Here is a 16,204-nt window from a genome sequence, read left to right on the forward strand (position 1 = left end):
TATTTATCTTGTGTTTATTATGCTTAATAAAAGCTCAGCATTCAATATTTAATATTTCTGATTTTGAGAGATAAAATGCATTTTCAGCTCAAATGTCGTATATCTAACAAAAAAATTAAGGGAATGAGCCATAATGAACAAAAAAACCGATTTGCGTATCATTCGCTCCAAACATTCGATCAAAAAGGCGTTTATAGAGCTTCTTACGGAAAAGGGATACGAAGGAATTACGATTCAAGATATTGCCGATAAAGCGATGATTAACCGGAATACATTTTACCTTCATTATCAGAACAAACCCGATTTGTTAAATACATCTATGGACGAATTAATAGAAGAACTAAAGAGTACACTCAAGCAATGCTCAAGCAGCAAAACTCCGGTAAGCGGCTCTATGCTTGAACAACTAATGCAAACCATCCTGGAGAAAATCCAGGACAATGTACCTTTTTACAAAGCATTGTTATTAGATGAGAATAGAATTTATGGTTTCCAGTCAAAAATGGAGGAAATTATAAAAAATACAGTGGAGGATGGCTTGGATAATACCCCATTGATGATTTCAAAGGAATTATTACTCCAATATATTGCATCTACTTTTATGGGCATTGTAGTGTGGTGGGTTAAACATGATTTTCCCTATACCCCAAAGGAGCTCGCATCTCAATTTGGTAAAATTCTAACTCACGGACATTTAAAAGCAGCAGGTATTGTCGTCAATGATTAAAGTGATAAAATCTTACGAACAGTAGCTGAGAAGATAGAGAAAGAAAGCATAAAGGAGCCATCGAATGATAGCTCCTTTATTTGTTACTACACCGTCAATAATATTGTATTGCACTCTTGAAGACTAACAGAAACCTCCACTCTTCGCTTTACCACTATTTGTGATACGGTTCCCCCCGATTTATCTTCACCGCGCGATAAATCTGCTCCACCAGCACCAGCCGCATGAGCTGATGAGGCAGCGTCATGCGGCCGAAGCTCATGCGCTGCTGGGCGCGGCGCATCACGTCATCGGAGAGGCCATGGCTGCCTCCGATGACGAAAACGACATGGCTCGTCCCGTAGGTGCCGAGCCGGTCGATTCCGCGCAAGCTCCTCGGAGCTCCAGAGCTTGCCGTCGATCGCGAGCGCAATGACATGCGCATCGCTCTTGATGTGCGCGAGGATCCGTTCGCCCTCGCGCGTTTTGACCTGGACCACCTCAGCATCGCTGAGATTGTCCGGGGCTTTTTCATCCGCCACCTCAATGACCTGAAATTTGAGGTATGGCGTCAGCCGCTTGGCATATTCTGCGATGCCGCTGACCAAATATTTCTCCTTCAATTTGCCTACGCCAATAATTTGAATGAACATGATATCCTCCATATGCCGGCCGGAAGCCGGCTATTGCTCGTTAATGTGAATGTATAATAAGAAGGCAGATTGTAACCGCCTGCTCCGCCTTAATTTGTCCAAAAATAAGCAATTCCATAAAACATAACTACGACCACTACGGCTAGGATCACAAAGGCAATTATACCGGCCATAAACAACCCGCCTGCCGATTCTTTTGCCAGTTCTATGGCTCTCCGCTTGTCTGCCTCTTCCTCAGAAACATTCAAGTGCCAGGTTGCATAAACACTCTACATTAGCTCATCTATGACCAAGCTTACCATATCCCGAACCATCTGTTTATTCGTACATACATTTTAACTGAATTGCGGGTAATTTGTTTCTAACTCCGCCCATTGCCCGCCAAACATCAAAAAAGACCCTGCTACCGCAGAGTCCCTGTATCCTCTATTTTCTTCACTCTTCCATCTTCTCCCCAAACTCCACCGCCTCACCGGCAGACTCATACGCTTCCAATATCGAATCCAGAACCCCCGGAAACCGCTCATTCAAATCCTCTTCCCGCAGCGACAAAATACGCTGGGTGCCCTGGGCCCGGGTGTGCACAACACCCGCTTCGCGCAGGGTACGGGCGTGATGGGACAAGGTGGATTTGGCGATCGGTACCTTAAAGCTGTTGCAGGCCTGCTCGCCGTGCTTGCGGATTTCCGACACGACATATAAACGGATCGGATCGCTAAGCGCATACAAAACCGAAGCAAGCTGTATGTCTTTACGGTCCGGATGATGGAGCAGCTTCATATATAAGACCCCTTTATGATTACTTAAAATGTATCTTATCTCTTCAACTTCTCAACGTATCTCTTCAATTGTTCATATTTTTATCTTTCAGTTTCTCATACTCATATCCTTCAACGCCATGCTAATTCTCATCTTCCTAATTGCATTTTACAACTTTGCATGCTATATTTCAATTGTTCGTAAGTAATCGAACTATTAAACAATAGAAACAAAGGAGTGACACCCCCTTGAACTCATTACATACATCTAAAGGTACTGCGGACAAAGGCAGCAGTCCCTTTAATCCTGGCTCTGATCCTGTCCCTAATACTGGCTCCAACCCCGCCGCCCCAGAACCCTCCCTCCCCCGCGAGGGCCTGCTGACCCTGCTGTTCAGTGTCGCCGTAGTGCTCGTCATCATGAACACGGCAATGTTCAATCTGGCGCTGCCCGATGTGACCGAGGCCTTCGGTATTACGGCAGCATCGGCATCCTGGATTGTGACCGGGTATTCCATTATGTTCTCGATCGCTTCGATTACGTATAGCCGACTGTCCGATTTCTTGCCAATCCGCCGGCTGCTGATTATCGGCCTGCTGACGCTGGGGCTGTCCGCTGTGGCCGGCTTCTTCAGCACGAACTTTATCTTCCTGCTGATCGTGCGGATTCTGCAGGCATCCGGTGCGGGAGCTGTCATGTCGCTGTCGCTCGTCCTGTTCACCCGCTATGTGCCGCAGGCCCGCCGCGGCAAAGCCATGGCAACCATCATGTCCGCCGTCTCGCTCGGGCTGGGGCTTGGTCCGGTAGCAGGCGGCTCCATCGTCGAGTATCTGGGCTGGCATTGGCTGTTTGCTGTTACGGCAGCGATACTGCTGCTGGTGCCGCTGTTTATGATCCTGCTTCCTAAGGAAGTGCCTGCGCGCGGCTCGTTCGATATCCTGGGCGGAGTGTTCCTCGGGATCGGCACAACCGGCCTGCTGTTGTTCCTGACAAGCGGACTGTGGGTGGCACTAATTGCCGGACTTGTTTCAATTGCCTTATTCATTGGCCGCATCCGCAGCACGCCTGATCCATTCGTGATGCCGGCGCTGTTCGCCAACCGCTCATACCTCGTGCTTGCCCTGGTCGGAATTGCTTCTTACCTGTGCAGCTTCGCTACCCTGTTCCTGCTGCCGCAGATTCTGACCCACCGCTTCGGGTTCACTGCCAGCCATGCCGGGCTGGTGATTTTCCCGGGCTCCCTGCTGGCGATCTTCGTCTCCCGTGCTGTCGGGCGGGTCATTGACCGCTACGGCAATGCCGGAATCCTGCGCTACGCACCGCTTCTGGTGCTGCTGGCTACTGTGCTGTTCGCCTTCCTGGCCGGCAGTCCTGGGTTGCTGTTATGCTCGTTTACATGATAATGAGCTTAGCCTTTACCGTACTGTCGAGCAGCGTGTCCAACGAAATTTCGCGCATCCTGCCATCCTCGCAGATCGGCTCGGGCATGGGACTGTTCCAGCTGCTGCAGTTCTTCAGCGGAGCATTCAGTGTAGCGATGGCCGCCAGCGCTCTGGAATGGCAAAAGGGGCTGCCACTCTCTACAGCCTACTCCAATATCTACTGGGGACTGTCGGTTGCCGCAATCATAGCAATCGTGTCAGCATTTGCCTACCACCGCAGCAGTCAGAGCGGTCGGCCTACCCAAATGGCGGATGCAGCAGACGCCTAAATCTCCATATTTGCTACTGATCTACCGATTTTGGCGCTAACTCTCCCTACACCAAAACACCCTACAGTCCGCTAACACGGCTGCAGGGTGTTCTTTTGAATAATTGACAGCAGTCCTCAGACCACCAGATATTCCGCATTCTTCTCACATTCCGCACATTTCGCCGGCGGGTCCCAGTCCGAGAATTCAGTCTCCTTCAGATCCACAACATCCGGTGCATCCTCGTACTCGTCCACAAATCTGTCGATGGCCAGCTCAACGTGTTCCTTACACACTACATACATTCAATCAAGCATCCCTTTCTGTGCCGCTGCGGCGTATACTTCTACTATTGTTCTACCACACTTCCCCGTAAAAAGGAACCTTCCGCCCCGTAAAAATCAGCTCTTACTCCGCTCCCGCAAATTTCATGACATCTCCGGCAATCAGCTGGAGCGCATCCCGCCAAAAAGCCAAAGAATGGACATCAATGTCCATCAGCCTGGCGGCATCGGCAATATTCCGTGTGCTGGAAGCTGAGAGAAACTGCTCGTACCGGCTGACGAACGCCTGCCCCTGCTTTTTATACTGTGCATACAGCCCTTTGGAGAACAGCAGCCCGAACGAATACGGGAAGTTGAGAAACTCATTGCCTGCCATATAATATCCGGCCTTGCTGATCCACTGGTAGGGATGGATCGAGTCCGGCAGCACACTTTCACCGTAAGCAGCGGTCATTGAATCCAGCATCAGCTCATTTAACTCATCCACGGACAGATTGCCTGATTGTCTGCGCTCATACAAACCGCTCTCGAAGCAATAACGTGCATAGAAATCAACGATATAATACCCGGCATCCGCCAGACTCCGCTCCAGAATGGCTGCCGCTTCACCAGCCGGGGCACTCTGCAGCAGCTCACCGCTGATCAGACTCTCGCAAAAGATCGACGCCGTCTCGGCAACCGGCACCGGATAATCCGTATTGACCATACTCTGCCCGGTAAGCCGGCTGCTGTGGTAAGCGTGTCCGATCTCATGCGCCAGCACGCTCACATCTATATAATTACCGTGGAAGCTGGTAATCATCCGGCTCTCCCCGATCGGGAAGATATCAACACACATCCCGAAGCTGCCTTTGCCGGCGCGCGGCTCCGCGTCGATCCAGCGCTGTTCGAACACTTTTTGTGCAAAAGTACCCAGCTCCGCACTAAACCTGCTGAAGCCGGACACAATCATCGTCTGCGCTTCTGCATAAGAAATTTCAACCGACGGTTCTCTGCCAATTGGCGCGAATACATCATAGAACGGCAGCGCGCCGTTATGCCCCAACATCTCAGCCTTCTTAGTATAGTACCGGTGGAACACCGGCAGACTCTCCCGGATCGCCTGCAGCATCACTTCCAGCGTGGCTTCATCCATCCGCGAAGCTTCCAGCACCTTATGCAGCGGCGATGCATATCCCCGCAGCTCATAGACTGCCGCCGCTTCACCGGTCACGGCATTAATGCAAGCAGCACTCAGCGTAGCTACACTTCGACAGGCTTCACCCTCCGCCACTGCCGCTGCTTTCCGTACGGCTGCATCGGAATCATAGACCAGATTACGCAGCTCTGACAGCGACAAACTCCGGCTCTTTCCATCCAGCTCCAGCTCTGTCCGCAGCGTAGACAGTGTCCGCATATAGAGCCGCTCCCAAGCCTTCGAGCCGTTGGCCTGCATCCGGGCAACGACCGCTTCACCTTCCACGCTCAGCAGATGCCTTGACTTCATCTGCAGCTCACGCAAATAGAAGCTATGCTCCGCCAGATATGCGCCAGATTCCACGCTAGCCTCTAACTCCTCCATACTGACCCGGGCCAGCCATTTGCTGAACCCAACCCGTGCTTCCTCCGCCCCGCTGCCGATCTTCTCCAGCTCATCCATCAGATTGACGGCTTCCGTATTACTGCTGTCGGCGCTGAAGATCAGCTCCGCGTAGCTGAATAAACGGAGGTAAATCCTTTTATAAGCGTTATATTGTATAAGGAACTGCTCCATTACTCCGGAAGCATCCTGTACATTCTCTAGCTGTGAGGCGGCCCATGCTGCAAGCTCCCCGGCCAATATCTCTACAAGCCTGCGGTCCTGCCGCAGGGGCTCTGACTGGAAGCCTGGGTAGATGCTGCTCAAATCCCAAGTTAACTGCATTTTTCACATCTCCTTATATTAGCTGCAGTTACCGCCGTTCCTCACATGCTCCCACCTCATTCTTCATATTTTCACGGAAAAAGTTAATTCCAGTATATCACGCTTGCCAAATTGCTAGTCTATGGAAATAATAGATTTAGCTATATTAGCCCGAAAGGAGCATCACCCATGGTTAACCAGACGATTACTGAAGGGGTCCTCCGCACACGATCGAAGCTGCGCAGGGACCTGCTGATTTCCATTCTGGACGAATTCGACGGCAGTATTATGGCTTTGAGCCATGTCAACCGTGCGGAGAAATACGGCAAAATGGCGCAGAGCGCGTTTTCCTTCTACCGGGGCAGCGCCTATCTGTTTTATTTTGATACGACCAGACAGTACTTTCCGTACCACAGCGCACCCGAACGCCCGACCTGGATACAGGGAGATCTGCATTTTGAGAATTTCGGCGCTTTCCGCAGTGAGGACGGGGCGATTGTCTATGATGTGAATGATTTTGACGAGGGGTATGTCGGCTCTTATCTCTACGATCTACTGCGTATGGCGGTCAGTATTGCCCTTGTCGGCAGGCAGCTTGGCTATGGCGGGAAGGAGCAGCAGAGCTTCATTTCGGATTACGCAAAAGCTTATGCGCGGCAAATCCGCCGCTTCTGTCAGGGTAAGGATGATCCCGCTGATTATGTGGTGGACGAGGATAACGCCAAAGGCCCGGTTAAAAAGCTGCTGCGCAAGCTCGAGAAACGCCGTCAGAGCCATTTTCTGGAGAAGGTTACCGCCCATATGCAGAGCAGCAGAGTGTTCCTGGAGAATGCCGAGCTGCTGATTCCCGGAGCTGACGAGCAGGCCCAGCTGGAGCAGGCATGGAGCTTTTACAAGCAGACGGTGGTAGCACGCAAGCTGCAGGATGAGCATTTTCAGATTAAAGATATTGCCGTCAAACGCGGATCAGGAACGGCTTCAATCGGACTCGACCGCTATTATATTCTGATTGAGGGCGGCATGGAGCTAGAGGGCGCAGATGATCCTGTACTTGAGGTAAAAGAGGTCCGCGCTCCCGTCCCGGCCTATTTCATGCCGTATTCGGAATCCTTCTGGCAGGCCTTTGCCCATCAGGGCAAACGGGTAACCGCTACCCAGCAGGCGATGCATCATAAGGCTGACCCTTATCTAGGGTTCCTGACGATGGACGGCCGGGAATTCTACGTACGGGAGCGTTCCCCTTACAAAAAAAGACTGAAGCTGGAGGACATCACAGATGCTGGCGAACTGACCAAAGTACTGGAGCTGATGGGCAGCCTGACCGCCAAAATGCACGCCCGGGCCGATGCCGATGTGGACCGGGGAATTCTCGATTACCATAGCGAGCAGGAAATTGCCAGAGCCATGGGCTCCGATTCGGACGCTTTTGCCCGTTATATTGCCGAATGGGCCTTCGGCTACGCCAATCAGGTGGAGAAGGACTACGCAATGTTCAAAGATTGGGTAACCGCAGAATTCGGCCTGTAGATTTGTACAAAAAAAGAAGCTCTCACCGCCCCAAGCCGGGCAGGAAGAGCTTCTTTTTCTATAATGCTATATCTGTTCCGGGGCGTCCGCATCCATGAACTGAACCGGCCGGTCCAGCTCATACAGCTTGCGGTAGCGCGGTTCGCGCTCCATTAGCTCTGCATGGGTGCCGCGCATTTCCACCTGCCCGTTCTCCATGAAGATCACTTCATCCATCTGCTCTGCACCGACCAGATGATGGGTCACCCAGAGCAGCGTCTTGCCGGCCATCGCCTCGAACATGGTCGCCAGCAGCTCACGCTCTGTCCGCGGATCAAGGCCTACCGTCGGCTCATCCAGCACAACCACCGGCGTATTCTGCAGCAGAATGCGGGCCAGGGCCATCCGCTGGCGTTCACCGCCGGAGAAGCGCTGTCCGGCTTCGCGTACCGGTGTGTTATACCCTTCCGGCAGCGAAGAGATCAGCGTATCCAGCTTAGCCAAGCCTGCCGCCCGGCGGATGTCCTCCTCCGAAGCCCCGGGATTGCCCAGACGGATGTTGTTCGCCACCGTAGTATCGAACAGATGCGGGCTCTGGTTCAGCACAGCAATGACCTGCGGAATCTGCTCGCCGAAGGCTGAAGCCGCAACCCCGTTAATCGTTGCGGAGCCGGCAACCGGAGTAATGACACCCTGCACCATCTTGAGCAGCGTCGATTTACCTGCTCCGCTGCGCCCGATAACGGCAACCTTCCGGCCCTGCGGAAGGTTGAGGCTAAGATTTTGGACCGACCAGGCAGCATCTGCCGAATAGCGGTAGCCTGCCGACTTCAGTACAATATGGGCCTGCCCGGTAGCCTGAATGCTCCCGATTGCTGTAGCGGCTTCTTCATTAACAGCCGCCGGCGCCTGCGGCATAGTCCCCTTGGCCTCTTCTACACCGTCCAGGCGCTCCAGTGAATTCCGGTACTGCGGAATTTTCTCGACGGCCTCCGATACCGGCAGGAAAGCATCCGCTACCGGAAACACCACCAGCACGAACGCGGCGATCAGCGTACCGGCTATAGTACCGTCAGCGAATTCTCCGGCGGACCAGTACAGCATCGATAGTACAGCCAGCCCGACTACAGCCTGTCCAATAAACATCCGCAGGCGGCCCAGCTGCGCAGTGCCCCGTCCGTTCGGGCCACTTCCCGTTCATCTGCCTCGTACGTTGCTACGAACTGGGCCTGCCGTCCGCTGATCATCCAGTCGCCCATACCGAGCACGGCATCGGTCAGCTTCTGATAGAGCCGGTTGCGCTCCTGCTTGACCTGCCGCTGGCGTCTTTGGGTGAACAGCAGCGAGATCAGCGGCAGCACAACCACCAGCACCAGCATATACAGCCCCATCAGCAGGGCGAACGCCAGATCAAAGGTTCCCAGCGCAATGATTGCTGCCGCATAGATTAGCAGCGCAATAATACTCGGGAACACCGTACGGAGATACACGTTCTGCAGGTATTCAATATCATCAGCAAGCATACCCAGAATATCTCCGGTACGGAAACGGGAGGATAGGAACAAAGCCTGCGGCTCCAGAATGTTGTAGAGACGGGTGCGCATTTTGGACAGGATGCGCAGAATTGTATCGTGGCCGATCAGCCGCTCCACATAGTGGATAACGGCACGGCTTGTCCCGAAGGTGCGTACACCGACAATCGGCACATAGACCATCAGAATATTTTCTGGCGGGATGGAAGACTTCGAAATCAGGAAGCCCGAGGTGTACATCAGGGACGAAGCTGAGAAGATCGTCAGCGCACCCAGCACAATAATCAGCACAAACCGCCAGAAATAACTTGAGGCATAAGGAGCAAACCATCCTTCACGTTTCAATGGATTCCCTCCAGTTGACTTTGAATAAGCCCGTAATAAGCACCCCGGCGCCGGATCAGCTCAAGGTGTGTACCGACCTCCGCCACCTGGCCCTGCTGCATGACGATGATCTGATCCATGTCCATCATCCAGTGCAGCCGGTGGGTTGCCAGAAACACCAGCTTCCCCTCGAACAGCGGGAGCATCGTCTCCTTAAGCTCATACTCCGTCTCAATATCAAGATGAGCTGTAGGCTCATCGAGCAGCATAACCGGGCGGCTGCTAAGCAGGGCACGGGCCAGCGCTATACGCTGCTCTTGCCCTCCGCTCACCGACCGTCCGCCTCCGCCGATCATTTCGTTTAATCCATCCGGGAAAGAAGAGACAAGCTGCGATAATCCTGCAGCCTTCACTACTTCAGCTACATCTTCAAGCGTTGCCTCCGGGTAATAGAAACGCACGTTATCGGCCAGCGTCCCGCTGAAGATATAAGGCCGCTGCGGAATATAGGCAGTCTGTCGGCGCCATGCTTCATCAGTCAGCGCACTGACGCGGTTTCCGTTAATGACCAGATTCCCGGAGGTAGGATGCAGGAATCCGCCCAGAATATCGACCATCGTTGATTTGCCGGCCCCGCTCTCCCCGATAATGCCGATCTTGGCAGCGCCGGTAAATGCAAGGTTCACCCCTGCCAGCGACGAGATCCCGTCCGCTTCATATTGAACGCCGATTCCCTCAAGCATAAGGTTACTATCTGGCTTCCAGCTGAATGCCCCTGCTTGCAGCGGCTGTGCAGTTCTCTGTCCGTCAGCGGAAATCGGCTCTGCCTTCACGGTCTCGCGGTCAATGATATCCTTCATCGCTTCTCCGGCTTCCTTGCCGTCCAGCGTAGCATGGAAGTCAGCACCGACCAGCCGGACCGGCAGGAAATATTCGGGTGCGAGAATCAGGATCGTCAGACCCGTAACCAGGGTCATCTCTTCATTGATCAGCCGCAGCCCAAGGCTTACGGCGACTGATGCAACTGATAACATGGTGAAGAAATCAAGTGCAAACGATGACAGGAATGCCACACGGAGGGTCTTCATCGTTGCCGAGCGGTACCTGTCACTGACAGCGGCAATACTCTCGCTGTGGCTGCGGCTGCGCCCGAGAAATTTCAGCGTCTCCAGTCCGCGAAGGGAATCGACGAAATGATTGGACAGGGTCCGGTAGGACTTCAGCTGCCGGTCCATCTGCTTGCGTGCAGTCATCCCGATTAGAATCATAAAAATAATAATAATCGGCATCGTTAGGGTCAGGATGACCCCGCTTGATGTATCAAGCCAGTAAATATAGGCCAGCAGCAGCCATGGTGTAATGCCCATCCCAACCATCCGCGGAATAATCAGCTCCAGATACGTACGGAACTTGGTCACTCCTTCAAGCACAATTGTAACCAGTGTTCCCGTTCCCCGGTCGCCAGCCAGCCTTGGTCCCAGCTGGAACAGCTTATCCATCATTTGTCTCCGCATACTGCTGCCCGTTGCCTCCGCGAAGCGGTAGGAGACACGGCTCATCAGCATGGCACAGGCATGACGCACAAGAAACGCAAGAAGGAACAAGAGCATTCTTGCCCCTTGTTCCTTCAGCGGTTCTCCCGCAAATAGCGCCGAGACAGCTTCTGCCAGCGATTTCGCCAGCAGAAGAATGGACAGGCTTTGCACCAGGGTAAGGAAGCCAACGATCAGAAAGACCGGCTTAACTCCTTTATACCCAAGCAAATTTTTATCCATTAGTATTCAAGATGCTCCTTCTCGTGAACCCGTTTGTGGAAGATAAAATAACTCCAGATCTGATAGCCGAGCACGAACGGCAGCAGAGTCAGCGCTACAATGGTCATTACCTTCAGTGAATAATGGCCGGAAGCAGCATTTGTAATAGTCAGGCTGAATGCCGAATCAATCGAGCTGATCATGACCCGCGGGAACAAGCCCACGAAGACGGACAGAACGGACAGCGCCATTACGGCTCCGGTCATTCCGAACGCCCAGCCGTCTTTCTTCTTGCTCATGAAATAACCGGACAACACATAAGCGGCGATTCCCAGAATGACAAGAATCATCAACACTGTTCCGCGCTGTTCAAAGATATCTGTCATGAAATAAGTCATAATAACGAATGCTACCAGCAGCACTGCCAGCGGAATCAGCAGCAGCTGGCCGAGCTTGCGGGCCCGAACCTGCAGATCGCCAACCGTACGCAGGGTAGTAAACATAAGTCCATGCACCAGGCAGAGCATCACGACAGTAATACCCGCTACTACCGTATAAGGATTCACGATATCGAAGAATCCGGCATACATCTGCATGTCGCCGTCAATCGGCAGCCCCTTAATGAAGCTGGCGAAGACAACGGCAAGCAGGAACGGCGGCAGGAAGCTGCCGAAGAAAATGCAGACATCCCAGGTTTTTTTCCAGGTCTGTGAATCCCGTTTGCCTCTGAATTCAAAGGCGACCCCGCGGGCAATCAGCGCCAGCAGCGCGAATACGAACGGAATATAGAATCCGCTGAACAGCGTGGCATACCAGTTCGGAAAGGCAGCGAACATCGCTCCGGCACCTGTAAGCAGCCATACTTCATTCGCATCCCAGAAAGGTCCGATCGAGTTAATCAGCAGACGGCGTTCTGTATCATTTTTGGCCAGAATCTGCGTTTCCATGCCTACGCCAAAGTCAAAGCCCTCAAGGAAGAAGAAACCGATAAAGAGAACCGCAATCAGCACAAACCACAATTCATTAAGAGAAAGCATGTGTAGTACCCTCCTTGCTATACGGGTCATGGGCATCACCATGATCGTGATCCATGTGATAAGGGCCCTTCTTGATTACTTTAATGAACAATCCAACCAGTACAACGCCCAGAATGGCATAGATAGCGTTAAAAGTAATAACCGAGAACAGAACGGAGCCTGCAGTTACGTTAGGCGATACACTGTCTTCCGTCGTCATCAGGCCAAACACAGTCCATGGCTGACGCCCGATCTCCGTCATAATCCAGCCGGCGGTATTCGCAATCGGCGGAAGCAGAAGTCCCCAGAACATAAAGCGCAGGAACCAGGTGTTCGGACGCTCCATCTTTTTACGCCACATCAGGTACATGGCATACAGGCCAAACACTACCATAAGTGAACCGGCAGCTACCATGATCCGGAAGCTCCAGAATGTAGTCCGCACAGGCGGGATATAATTACCCGGCCCATACGCCTGTTCATATTCTGCCTGCAGCGTATTCATCCCTTTAACCTCACCGGAGAATTTACTGTAGGACAGGAAGCTGAGCAGGTATGGAATTTTGATTTCACCGGAGTTCACTTTATTTACAGGGTCAATAAAAGCGGAAACCGTCCAGGCAGCAGGATCACCGCTATCCTCCCATAGTCCTTCTGAAGCTGCCATCTTCATCGGCTGTGTCTCTACCAGATACTGCGCCTGGGCATGACCGGCAACTGCTACACCCACAGAGGATACAATTCCGACGATGGCCGCAATTTCAAAAGATTTTCTGAAGAACGGCACATCCTGCTTCTTCAGCATTTTATAAGCACTGATCCCCGTTACCAGGAAGGCGCCTGTTGCATAAGCAGCCAGCAGAGTGTGCGGCAGTTCAACAAGCAGCTGACCGTTAGTAATCAGAGCCAGGAAATCATTCATTTCAGCCCGGCCGTTATTGATTTCGAACCCGACAGGGTGCTGCATAAATGAGTTGGCTGTGAGAATCCAGAACGCTGACAGCGTTGTTCCCAGTGCAACCATCCAGATGGACAGCAGGTGAATCTTCTTGGAAACCTTGTCCCAGCCGAAGATCCAGATTCCGATAAAGGTGGATTCCAGGAAGAAGGCCAATAGCGCTTCAATAGCGAGCGGAGCCCCGAATACGTCACCGACAAAGCGGGAGTAGTCCGACCAGTTCATTCCGAACTGAAACTCCTGTAAAATTCCTGTTACTACACCGACAGCAAAGTTAATCAGGAAAAGCTTCCCCCAAAACTGTGCCATTCTTTTGTACTCCTCGTTGCCCTTTCTGACATACATCGTCTCCATGATCGCAATCATCAGAGCCAGGCCAATCGATACCGGTACAAAGAAATAATGAAAGATCGTCGTCGACGCAAATTGTATACGCGACAGCATTACTGTATCCATATTTCTCCCCTTCCTTCTCCCCATTCAATATGTCTATTCTGTCAAAAACATAACGATTAAAGTGTGATATATGTCACATTATACGCCTCGTTTTGCGCAAATTTTCAATAAATTTGTGACAAATATCACAATATTCCGCTTAGAAAACAAAAAAAATAAGACGGTTTACCCGTCTTGGATTTGTTCATCATTTATATTTAAGGTTGACTTATAATAGGTGATGGTCAGGTAATGGAAATACCCTTTTTAAGTGATTTCAGATCGCCGTTGGAATTTACCAGCTGCGGCAGCATCTTCATATTACGGGCCATTGGAGCATGGCAGAGGGGGCAAGACGGCGCATGTTCAAATGCGAAATTGTCCCTCATCCATCCATTGCAGTCATCATTGGTACAGGCCCAAATAGCGGTATTCTCTTCCGGTACTTCCTCGACAGGCTTCTTCCGGTAGTTCATTGCCGTTCCTCCCTTCCTTATATGTCACATGCCTGGACAACAAGTAAAAAAGCATCTGACGATGCCCTTGCAAGTTGCTGACTGACAAATCCTTTATTACAGAACGTGTGCCCAGCGTTATTCTGCTTAGATCAGGCTGTTTTTACAAGGGTGAGTTGACTTCTGATCTTTATAAAAAAAGACCGTCCCGACTTACGTGTAAGCAGGGACGGCGCTTCTATTATTACAGTTTTACAACGTTTTCGGCTTGTGGTCCACGGTTGCCTTGAACAACGTTGAATTCAACGCGTTGGCCTTCGTCCAAAGTCTTGAATCCTTCGCCAGTGATAGCGGAGAAGTGTACGAATACGTCGCTTCCGCCTTCAACTTCGATGAATCCGAATCCTTTTTCTGCGTTGAACCATTTAACTGTACCTGTTTGCATGTGTGTTACCTCCACAAATTTAAATTAATATGTTCTTTTTATCTTCAAACAAAGAAAAAATTCACACATTGAGAAGGGTTGTATACCAGTTGACAGCCCTTTTCAATACGAAAATTAGGTATCAAATGTATGATTATTCTCATGTTACCACACCCGGGGAACAAAGGCAAGCTAGCTTATCCGATATTCTCCGTTTTTTCCCTTAAAAGGTTTACTTTCCAATGTAAGGGCTATCAGTCCAGTTGTAACTTGCACTTCTGCACGATACTTTTTATTACCCTGCTTATTCTGCCTTGAAACGAAAGAAACGGTGCCGCCCCAAAAAAAATTTCTGTTCAGGGCGGCCGTGCCGCTTCACTTCCTCATGACTGCCTTTTTATTATATACAGCCTGTGCAGCATTTATTCCTGCGGCTTCTCAAGAAGTTTCACAGTAGCCTGCTTTACTTCTCCGTTCCGGTAATAAGTAATCTTCAGTTCATCGCCGATCTTTGTCTGCTCGTATAAATACTTGCGCAACGACAGCGTAGAGGTAATCGGCTGGTCATTAAACTTGGTAATTACATCGTTGAACTGTAGGCCAGCCTCCCCTGCCGGTCCTACTGCATCAAGCACAACGACGCCTTCTTTGACTGAAGCAGGCAGATTAAGCTCCTTCACCTGATCCTCAGCGAGCGGAACATAAGGATTGTTCAGATCTACCGAATACACGCCCAGGTAGGAACGTGATATTTTGCCCTTGGCAGCCAGCTCATCCGCCGTCTTCACTACATGGTTGGCGGGGATAGCGAATCCGAGTCCTTCTACGCCGGTGTCAGAAATTTTCATCGTATTGATTCCGATAACCTTACCATCCAGATCGACAAGCGCCCCTCCGCTGTTGCCTTCGTTAATGGCGGCATCCGTCTGGATAACCTCCTGCTCCCAGTCATAAACCCCGTCCTGGTTCAGCGACACCGGAATAGTCCGCTCCGTGTAGCTTACAATTCCGGAGGTCAGGGTATCGCCGAGACCAAGCGGATTACCGATGGCAATAACCGTCTCGCCAAGCCGCAGCTTGGAGGAATCACCGATCTGGGCAACCGTTGTCACATCCTTGGCATCCATGGACAGTACGGCAATATCCGTGACCTTATCTGCCCCTACCAGAACTGCCTTATGTGTCACACCGTCTACCGTTACCACTTCAAGCTTGCCTGAGCCTTCAATGACATGATTATTGGTAATGATAAAGGCCTTAGTATCGTCCTTCTTATAGATAACTCCCGATCCGAGTGCCGACTCATCGAGAATGTTGAGTTCCTCATTATCTTCTTTATGATTAATAATACTCACGACCGCGGGACGGACCAATGCGGCAGCCTGAATAATCCGGTCATACGGATCCCCGCTGCTCGCTGTAACCTTCTGCCCTACTTCCGGTACATAGGCTTCCCTCTCGGCAGCAAATTGTCCTGTAACAAGACTGAACAGCAGCACGGCAACTACTGCACTGACTGCTGAGCTGATTACAGAGACCTGCCATGTTGCCATCGTGCGCCGTGATCTGTGCACGGTCCATTTCCGGCTGGTAAGCACTTTGCTTTTCTCCAGCTCTTTTCTTTTGCGGCGCGGTACTTTGGTTGAATAGAAATCGTCATCGAACAATCCCACGGGTACATCCTCTCCCCTCTATTGCTACTGCATTCACAACTGAACGCCAAGCAACTAACCCCGAACTTCTCGCTCTCTCTTAGACTGCGCAGAGCACTAAAAGGTTTCACTTAATAATATATACCGCCAAATCAGCGGTTTATAAGCGCCAAG

At 51.4% G+C, this 16,204-nt stretch carries 13 protein-coding genes and 2 pseudogenes; 4 read left to right on the top strand and 11 right to left on the bottom strand.

Annotated features, from left to right (window positions below):
- Nucleotides 1-133 precede the first annotated feature (133 nt).
- Entirely contained in the window at nt 134-727 is a 594-nt protein-coding gene (locus tag AWJ19_RS31500) for a TetR/AcrR family transcriptional regulator (protein ID WP_068729505.1), read from the top strand.
- A gap of 154 nt (nt 728-881) precedes the next feature.
- On the opposite strand, the pseudogene rlmH reads toward AWJ19_RS31500, so the two are convergent.
- Together rlmH and AWJ19_RS31510 are read right to left on the bottom strand one after the other, a co-directional pair.
- A pseudogene (gene rlmH, locus AWJ19_RS31505) lies at nt 882-1,359 on the bottom strand (23S rRNA (pseudouridine(1915)-N(3))-methyltransferase RlmH).
- A 435-nt stretch (nt 1,360-1,794) separates the two neighbouring features.
- Entirely contained in the window at nt 1,795-2,139 is a 345-nt protein-coding gene (locus tag AWJ19_RS31510; protein ID WP_068729506.1) for a helix-turn-helix domain-containing protein, read from the bottom strand.
- A 227-nt stretch (nt 2,140-2,366) separates the two neighbouring features.
- Between AWJ19_RS31510 and AWJ19_RS31515 the strand changes: the two genes are divergently transcribed.
- Complete coding sequence (locus AWJ19_RS31515) at nt 2,367-3,518, top strand: MFS transporter (RefSeq protein WP_241781959.1); 1,152 nt, start codon at nt 2,367-2,369, stop codon at nt 3,516-3,518.
- Nucleotides 3,515-3,829, top strand: a complete 315-nt coding sequence (locus tag AWJ19_RS37085) for a hypothetical protein (RefSeq protein ID WP_241781960.1) — start codon at nt 3,515-3,517, stop codon at nt 3,827-3,829. The genes AWJ19_RS31515 and AWJ19_RS37085 overlap by 4 nt, the downstream gene beginning before the upstream one ends.
- A gap of 116 nt (nt 3,830-3,945) precedes the next feature.
- Here AWJ19_RS37085 and AWJ19_RS31520 read toward each other — a convergent pair whose 3' ends face one another.
- Together AWJ19_RS31520 and AWJ19_RS31525 are read right to left on the bottom strand one after the other, a co-directional pair.
- The gene (locus AWJ19_RS31520; protein WP_066377900.1) at nt 3,946-4,113 is read right to left on the bottom strand and encodes a CxxH/CxxC protein; all 168 of its coding nucleotides are present in this window, start codon (nt 4,111-4,113) and stop codon (nt 3,946-3,948) included.
- Nucleotides 4,114-4,216: 103 nt separating this feature from the next.
- Nucleotides 4,217-5,995, bottom strand: coding sequence for a M3 family oligoendopeptidase (locus tag AWJ19_RS31525; protein ID WP_068729508.1), 1,779 nt, complete (start codon nt 5,993-5,995; stop codon nt 4,217-4,219).
- A gap of 168 nt (nt 5,996-6,163) precedes the next feature.
- On the opposite strand from AWJ19_RS31525, the gene AWJ19_RS31530 reads away from it, so the two are divergent.
- The gene (locus AWJ19_RS31530; protein WP_068729510.1) at nt 6,164-7,501 is read left to right on the top strand and encodes a DUF2252 family protein; all 1,338 of its coding nucleotides are present in this window, start codon (nt 6,164-6,166) and stop codon (nt 7,499-7,501) included.
- 66 nt (nt 7,502-7,567) lie between these two features.
- Here the strand turns inward: AWJ19_RS31530 and cydC are convergent.
- From cydC to AWJ19_RS31565, 7 genes and pseudogenes are all read right to left on the bottom strand, one after another.
- Nucleotides 7,568-9,357: pseudogene (gene cydC / locus AWJ19_RS31535) on the bottom strand (thiol reductant ABC exporter subunit CydC).
- On the bottom strand, nt 9,354-11,111 hold the full coding sequence (cydD, locus tag AWJ19_RS31540; protein ID WP_068729512.1) for a thiol reductant ABC exporter subunit CydD: 1,758 nt from the start codon (nt 11,109-11,111) through the stop codon (nt 9,354-9,356). The pseudogene cydC and the gene cydD overlap by 4 nt, the downstream one beginning before the upstream one ends.
- Entirely contained in the window at nt 11,111-12,127 is a 1,017-nt protein-coding gene (gene cydB, locus AWJ19_RS31545) for a cytochrome d ubiquinol oxidase subunit II (RefSeq protein ID WP_068729514.1), read from the bottom strand. The genes cydD and cydB overlap by 1 nt, the downstream gene beginning before the upstream one ends.
- Complete coding sequence (locus AWJ19_RS31550) at nt 12,114-13,520, bottom strand: cytochrome ubiquinol oxidase subunit I (RefSeq protein ID WP_068729516.1); 1,407 nt, start codon at nt 13,518-13,520, stop codon at nt 12,114-12,116. The genes cydB and AWJ19_RS31550 overlap by 14 nt, the downstream gene beginning before the upstream one ends.
- 224 nt (nt 13,521-13,744) lie before the next feature.
- A complete protein-coding gene (locus tag AWJ19_RS31555) occupies nt 13,745-13,975 on the bottom strand; it encodes a cold-shock protein (protein WP_039878009.1) in 231 nt (76 codons plus the stop codon).
- A 223-nt stretch (nt 13,976-14,198) separates the two neighbouring features.
- Entirely contained in the window at nt 14,199-14,399 is a 201-nt protein-coding gene (locus AWJ19_RS31560; protein WP_039878010.1) for a cold-shock protein, read from the bottom strand.
- Between the two features lie 401 nt (nt 14,400-14,800).
- Nucleotides 14,801-16,051 (bottom strand): trypsin-like peptidase domain-containing protein, encoded by a 1,251-nt coding sequence (locus tag AWJ19_RS31565; protein WP_068729518.1) that lies wholly within the window; start codon nt 16,049-16,051, stop codon nt 14,801-14,803.
- Nucleotides 16,052-16,204: the final 153 nt, after the last annotated feature.

The organism is Paenibacillus sp. DMB5, from assembly GCF_001517085.1.
GTDB lineage: Bacteria > Bacillota > Bacilli > Paenibacillales > Paenibacillaceae > Paenibacillus_AQ.

Coding starts and splice junctions, on each gene's coding strand:
- cydD (WP_068729512.1), bottom strand. CDS start 11,111: ATGGATAAAAATTTGCTTGGGTATAAAGGAGTTAAGCCGGTCTTTCTG.
- AWJ19_RS31510 (WP_068729506.1), bottom strand. CDS start 2,139: ATGAAGCTGCTCCATCATCCGGACCGTAAAGACATACAGCTTGCTTCG.
- AWJ19_RS31530 (WP_068729510.1), top strand. CDS start 6,164: ATGGTTAACCAGACGATTACTGAAGGGGTCCTCCGCACACGATCGAAG.
- AWJ19_RS37085 (WP_241781960.1), top strand. CDS start 3,515: ATGATAATGAGCTTAGCCTTTACCGTACTGTCGAGCAGCGTGTCCAAC.
- AWJ19_RS31525 (WP_068729508.1), bottom strand. CDS start 5,995: ATGCAGTTAACTTGGGATTTGAGCAGCATCTACCCAGGCTTCCAGTCA.
- AWJ19_RS31520 (WP_066377900.1), bottom strand. CDS start 4,113: ATGTATGTAGTGTGTAAGGAACACGTTGAGCTGGCCATCGACAGATTT.
- AWJ19_RS31550 (WP_068729516.1), bottom strand. CDS start 13,520: ATGGATACAGTAATGCTGTCGCGTATACAATTTGCGTCGACGACGATC.
- AWJ19_RS31560 (WP_039878010.1), bottom strand. CDS start 14,399: ATGCAAACAGGTACAGTTAAATGGTTCAACGCAGAAAAAGGATTCGGA.
- AWJ19_RS31555 (WP_039878009.1), bottom strand. CDS start 13,975: ATGAACTACCGGAAGAAGCCTGTCGAGGAAGTACCGGAAGAGAATACC.
- AWJ19_RS31500 (WP_068729505.1), top strand. CDS start 134: ATGAACAAAAAAACCGATTTGCGTATCATTCGCTCCAAACATTCGATC.
- cydB (WP_068729514.1), bottom strand. CDS start 12,127: ATGCTTTCTCTTAATGAATTGTGGTTTGTGCTGATTGCGGTTCTCTTT.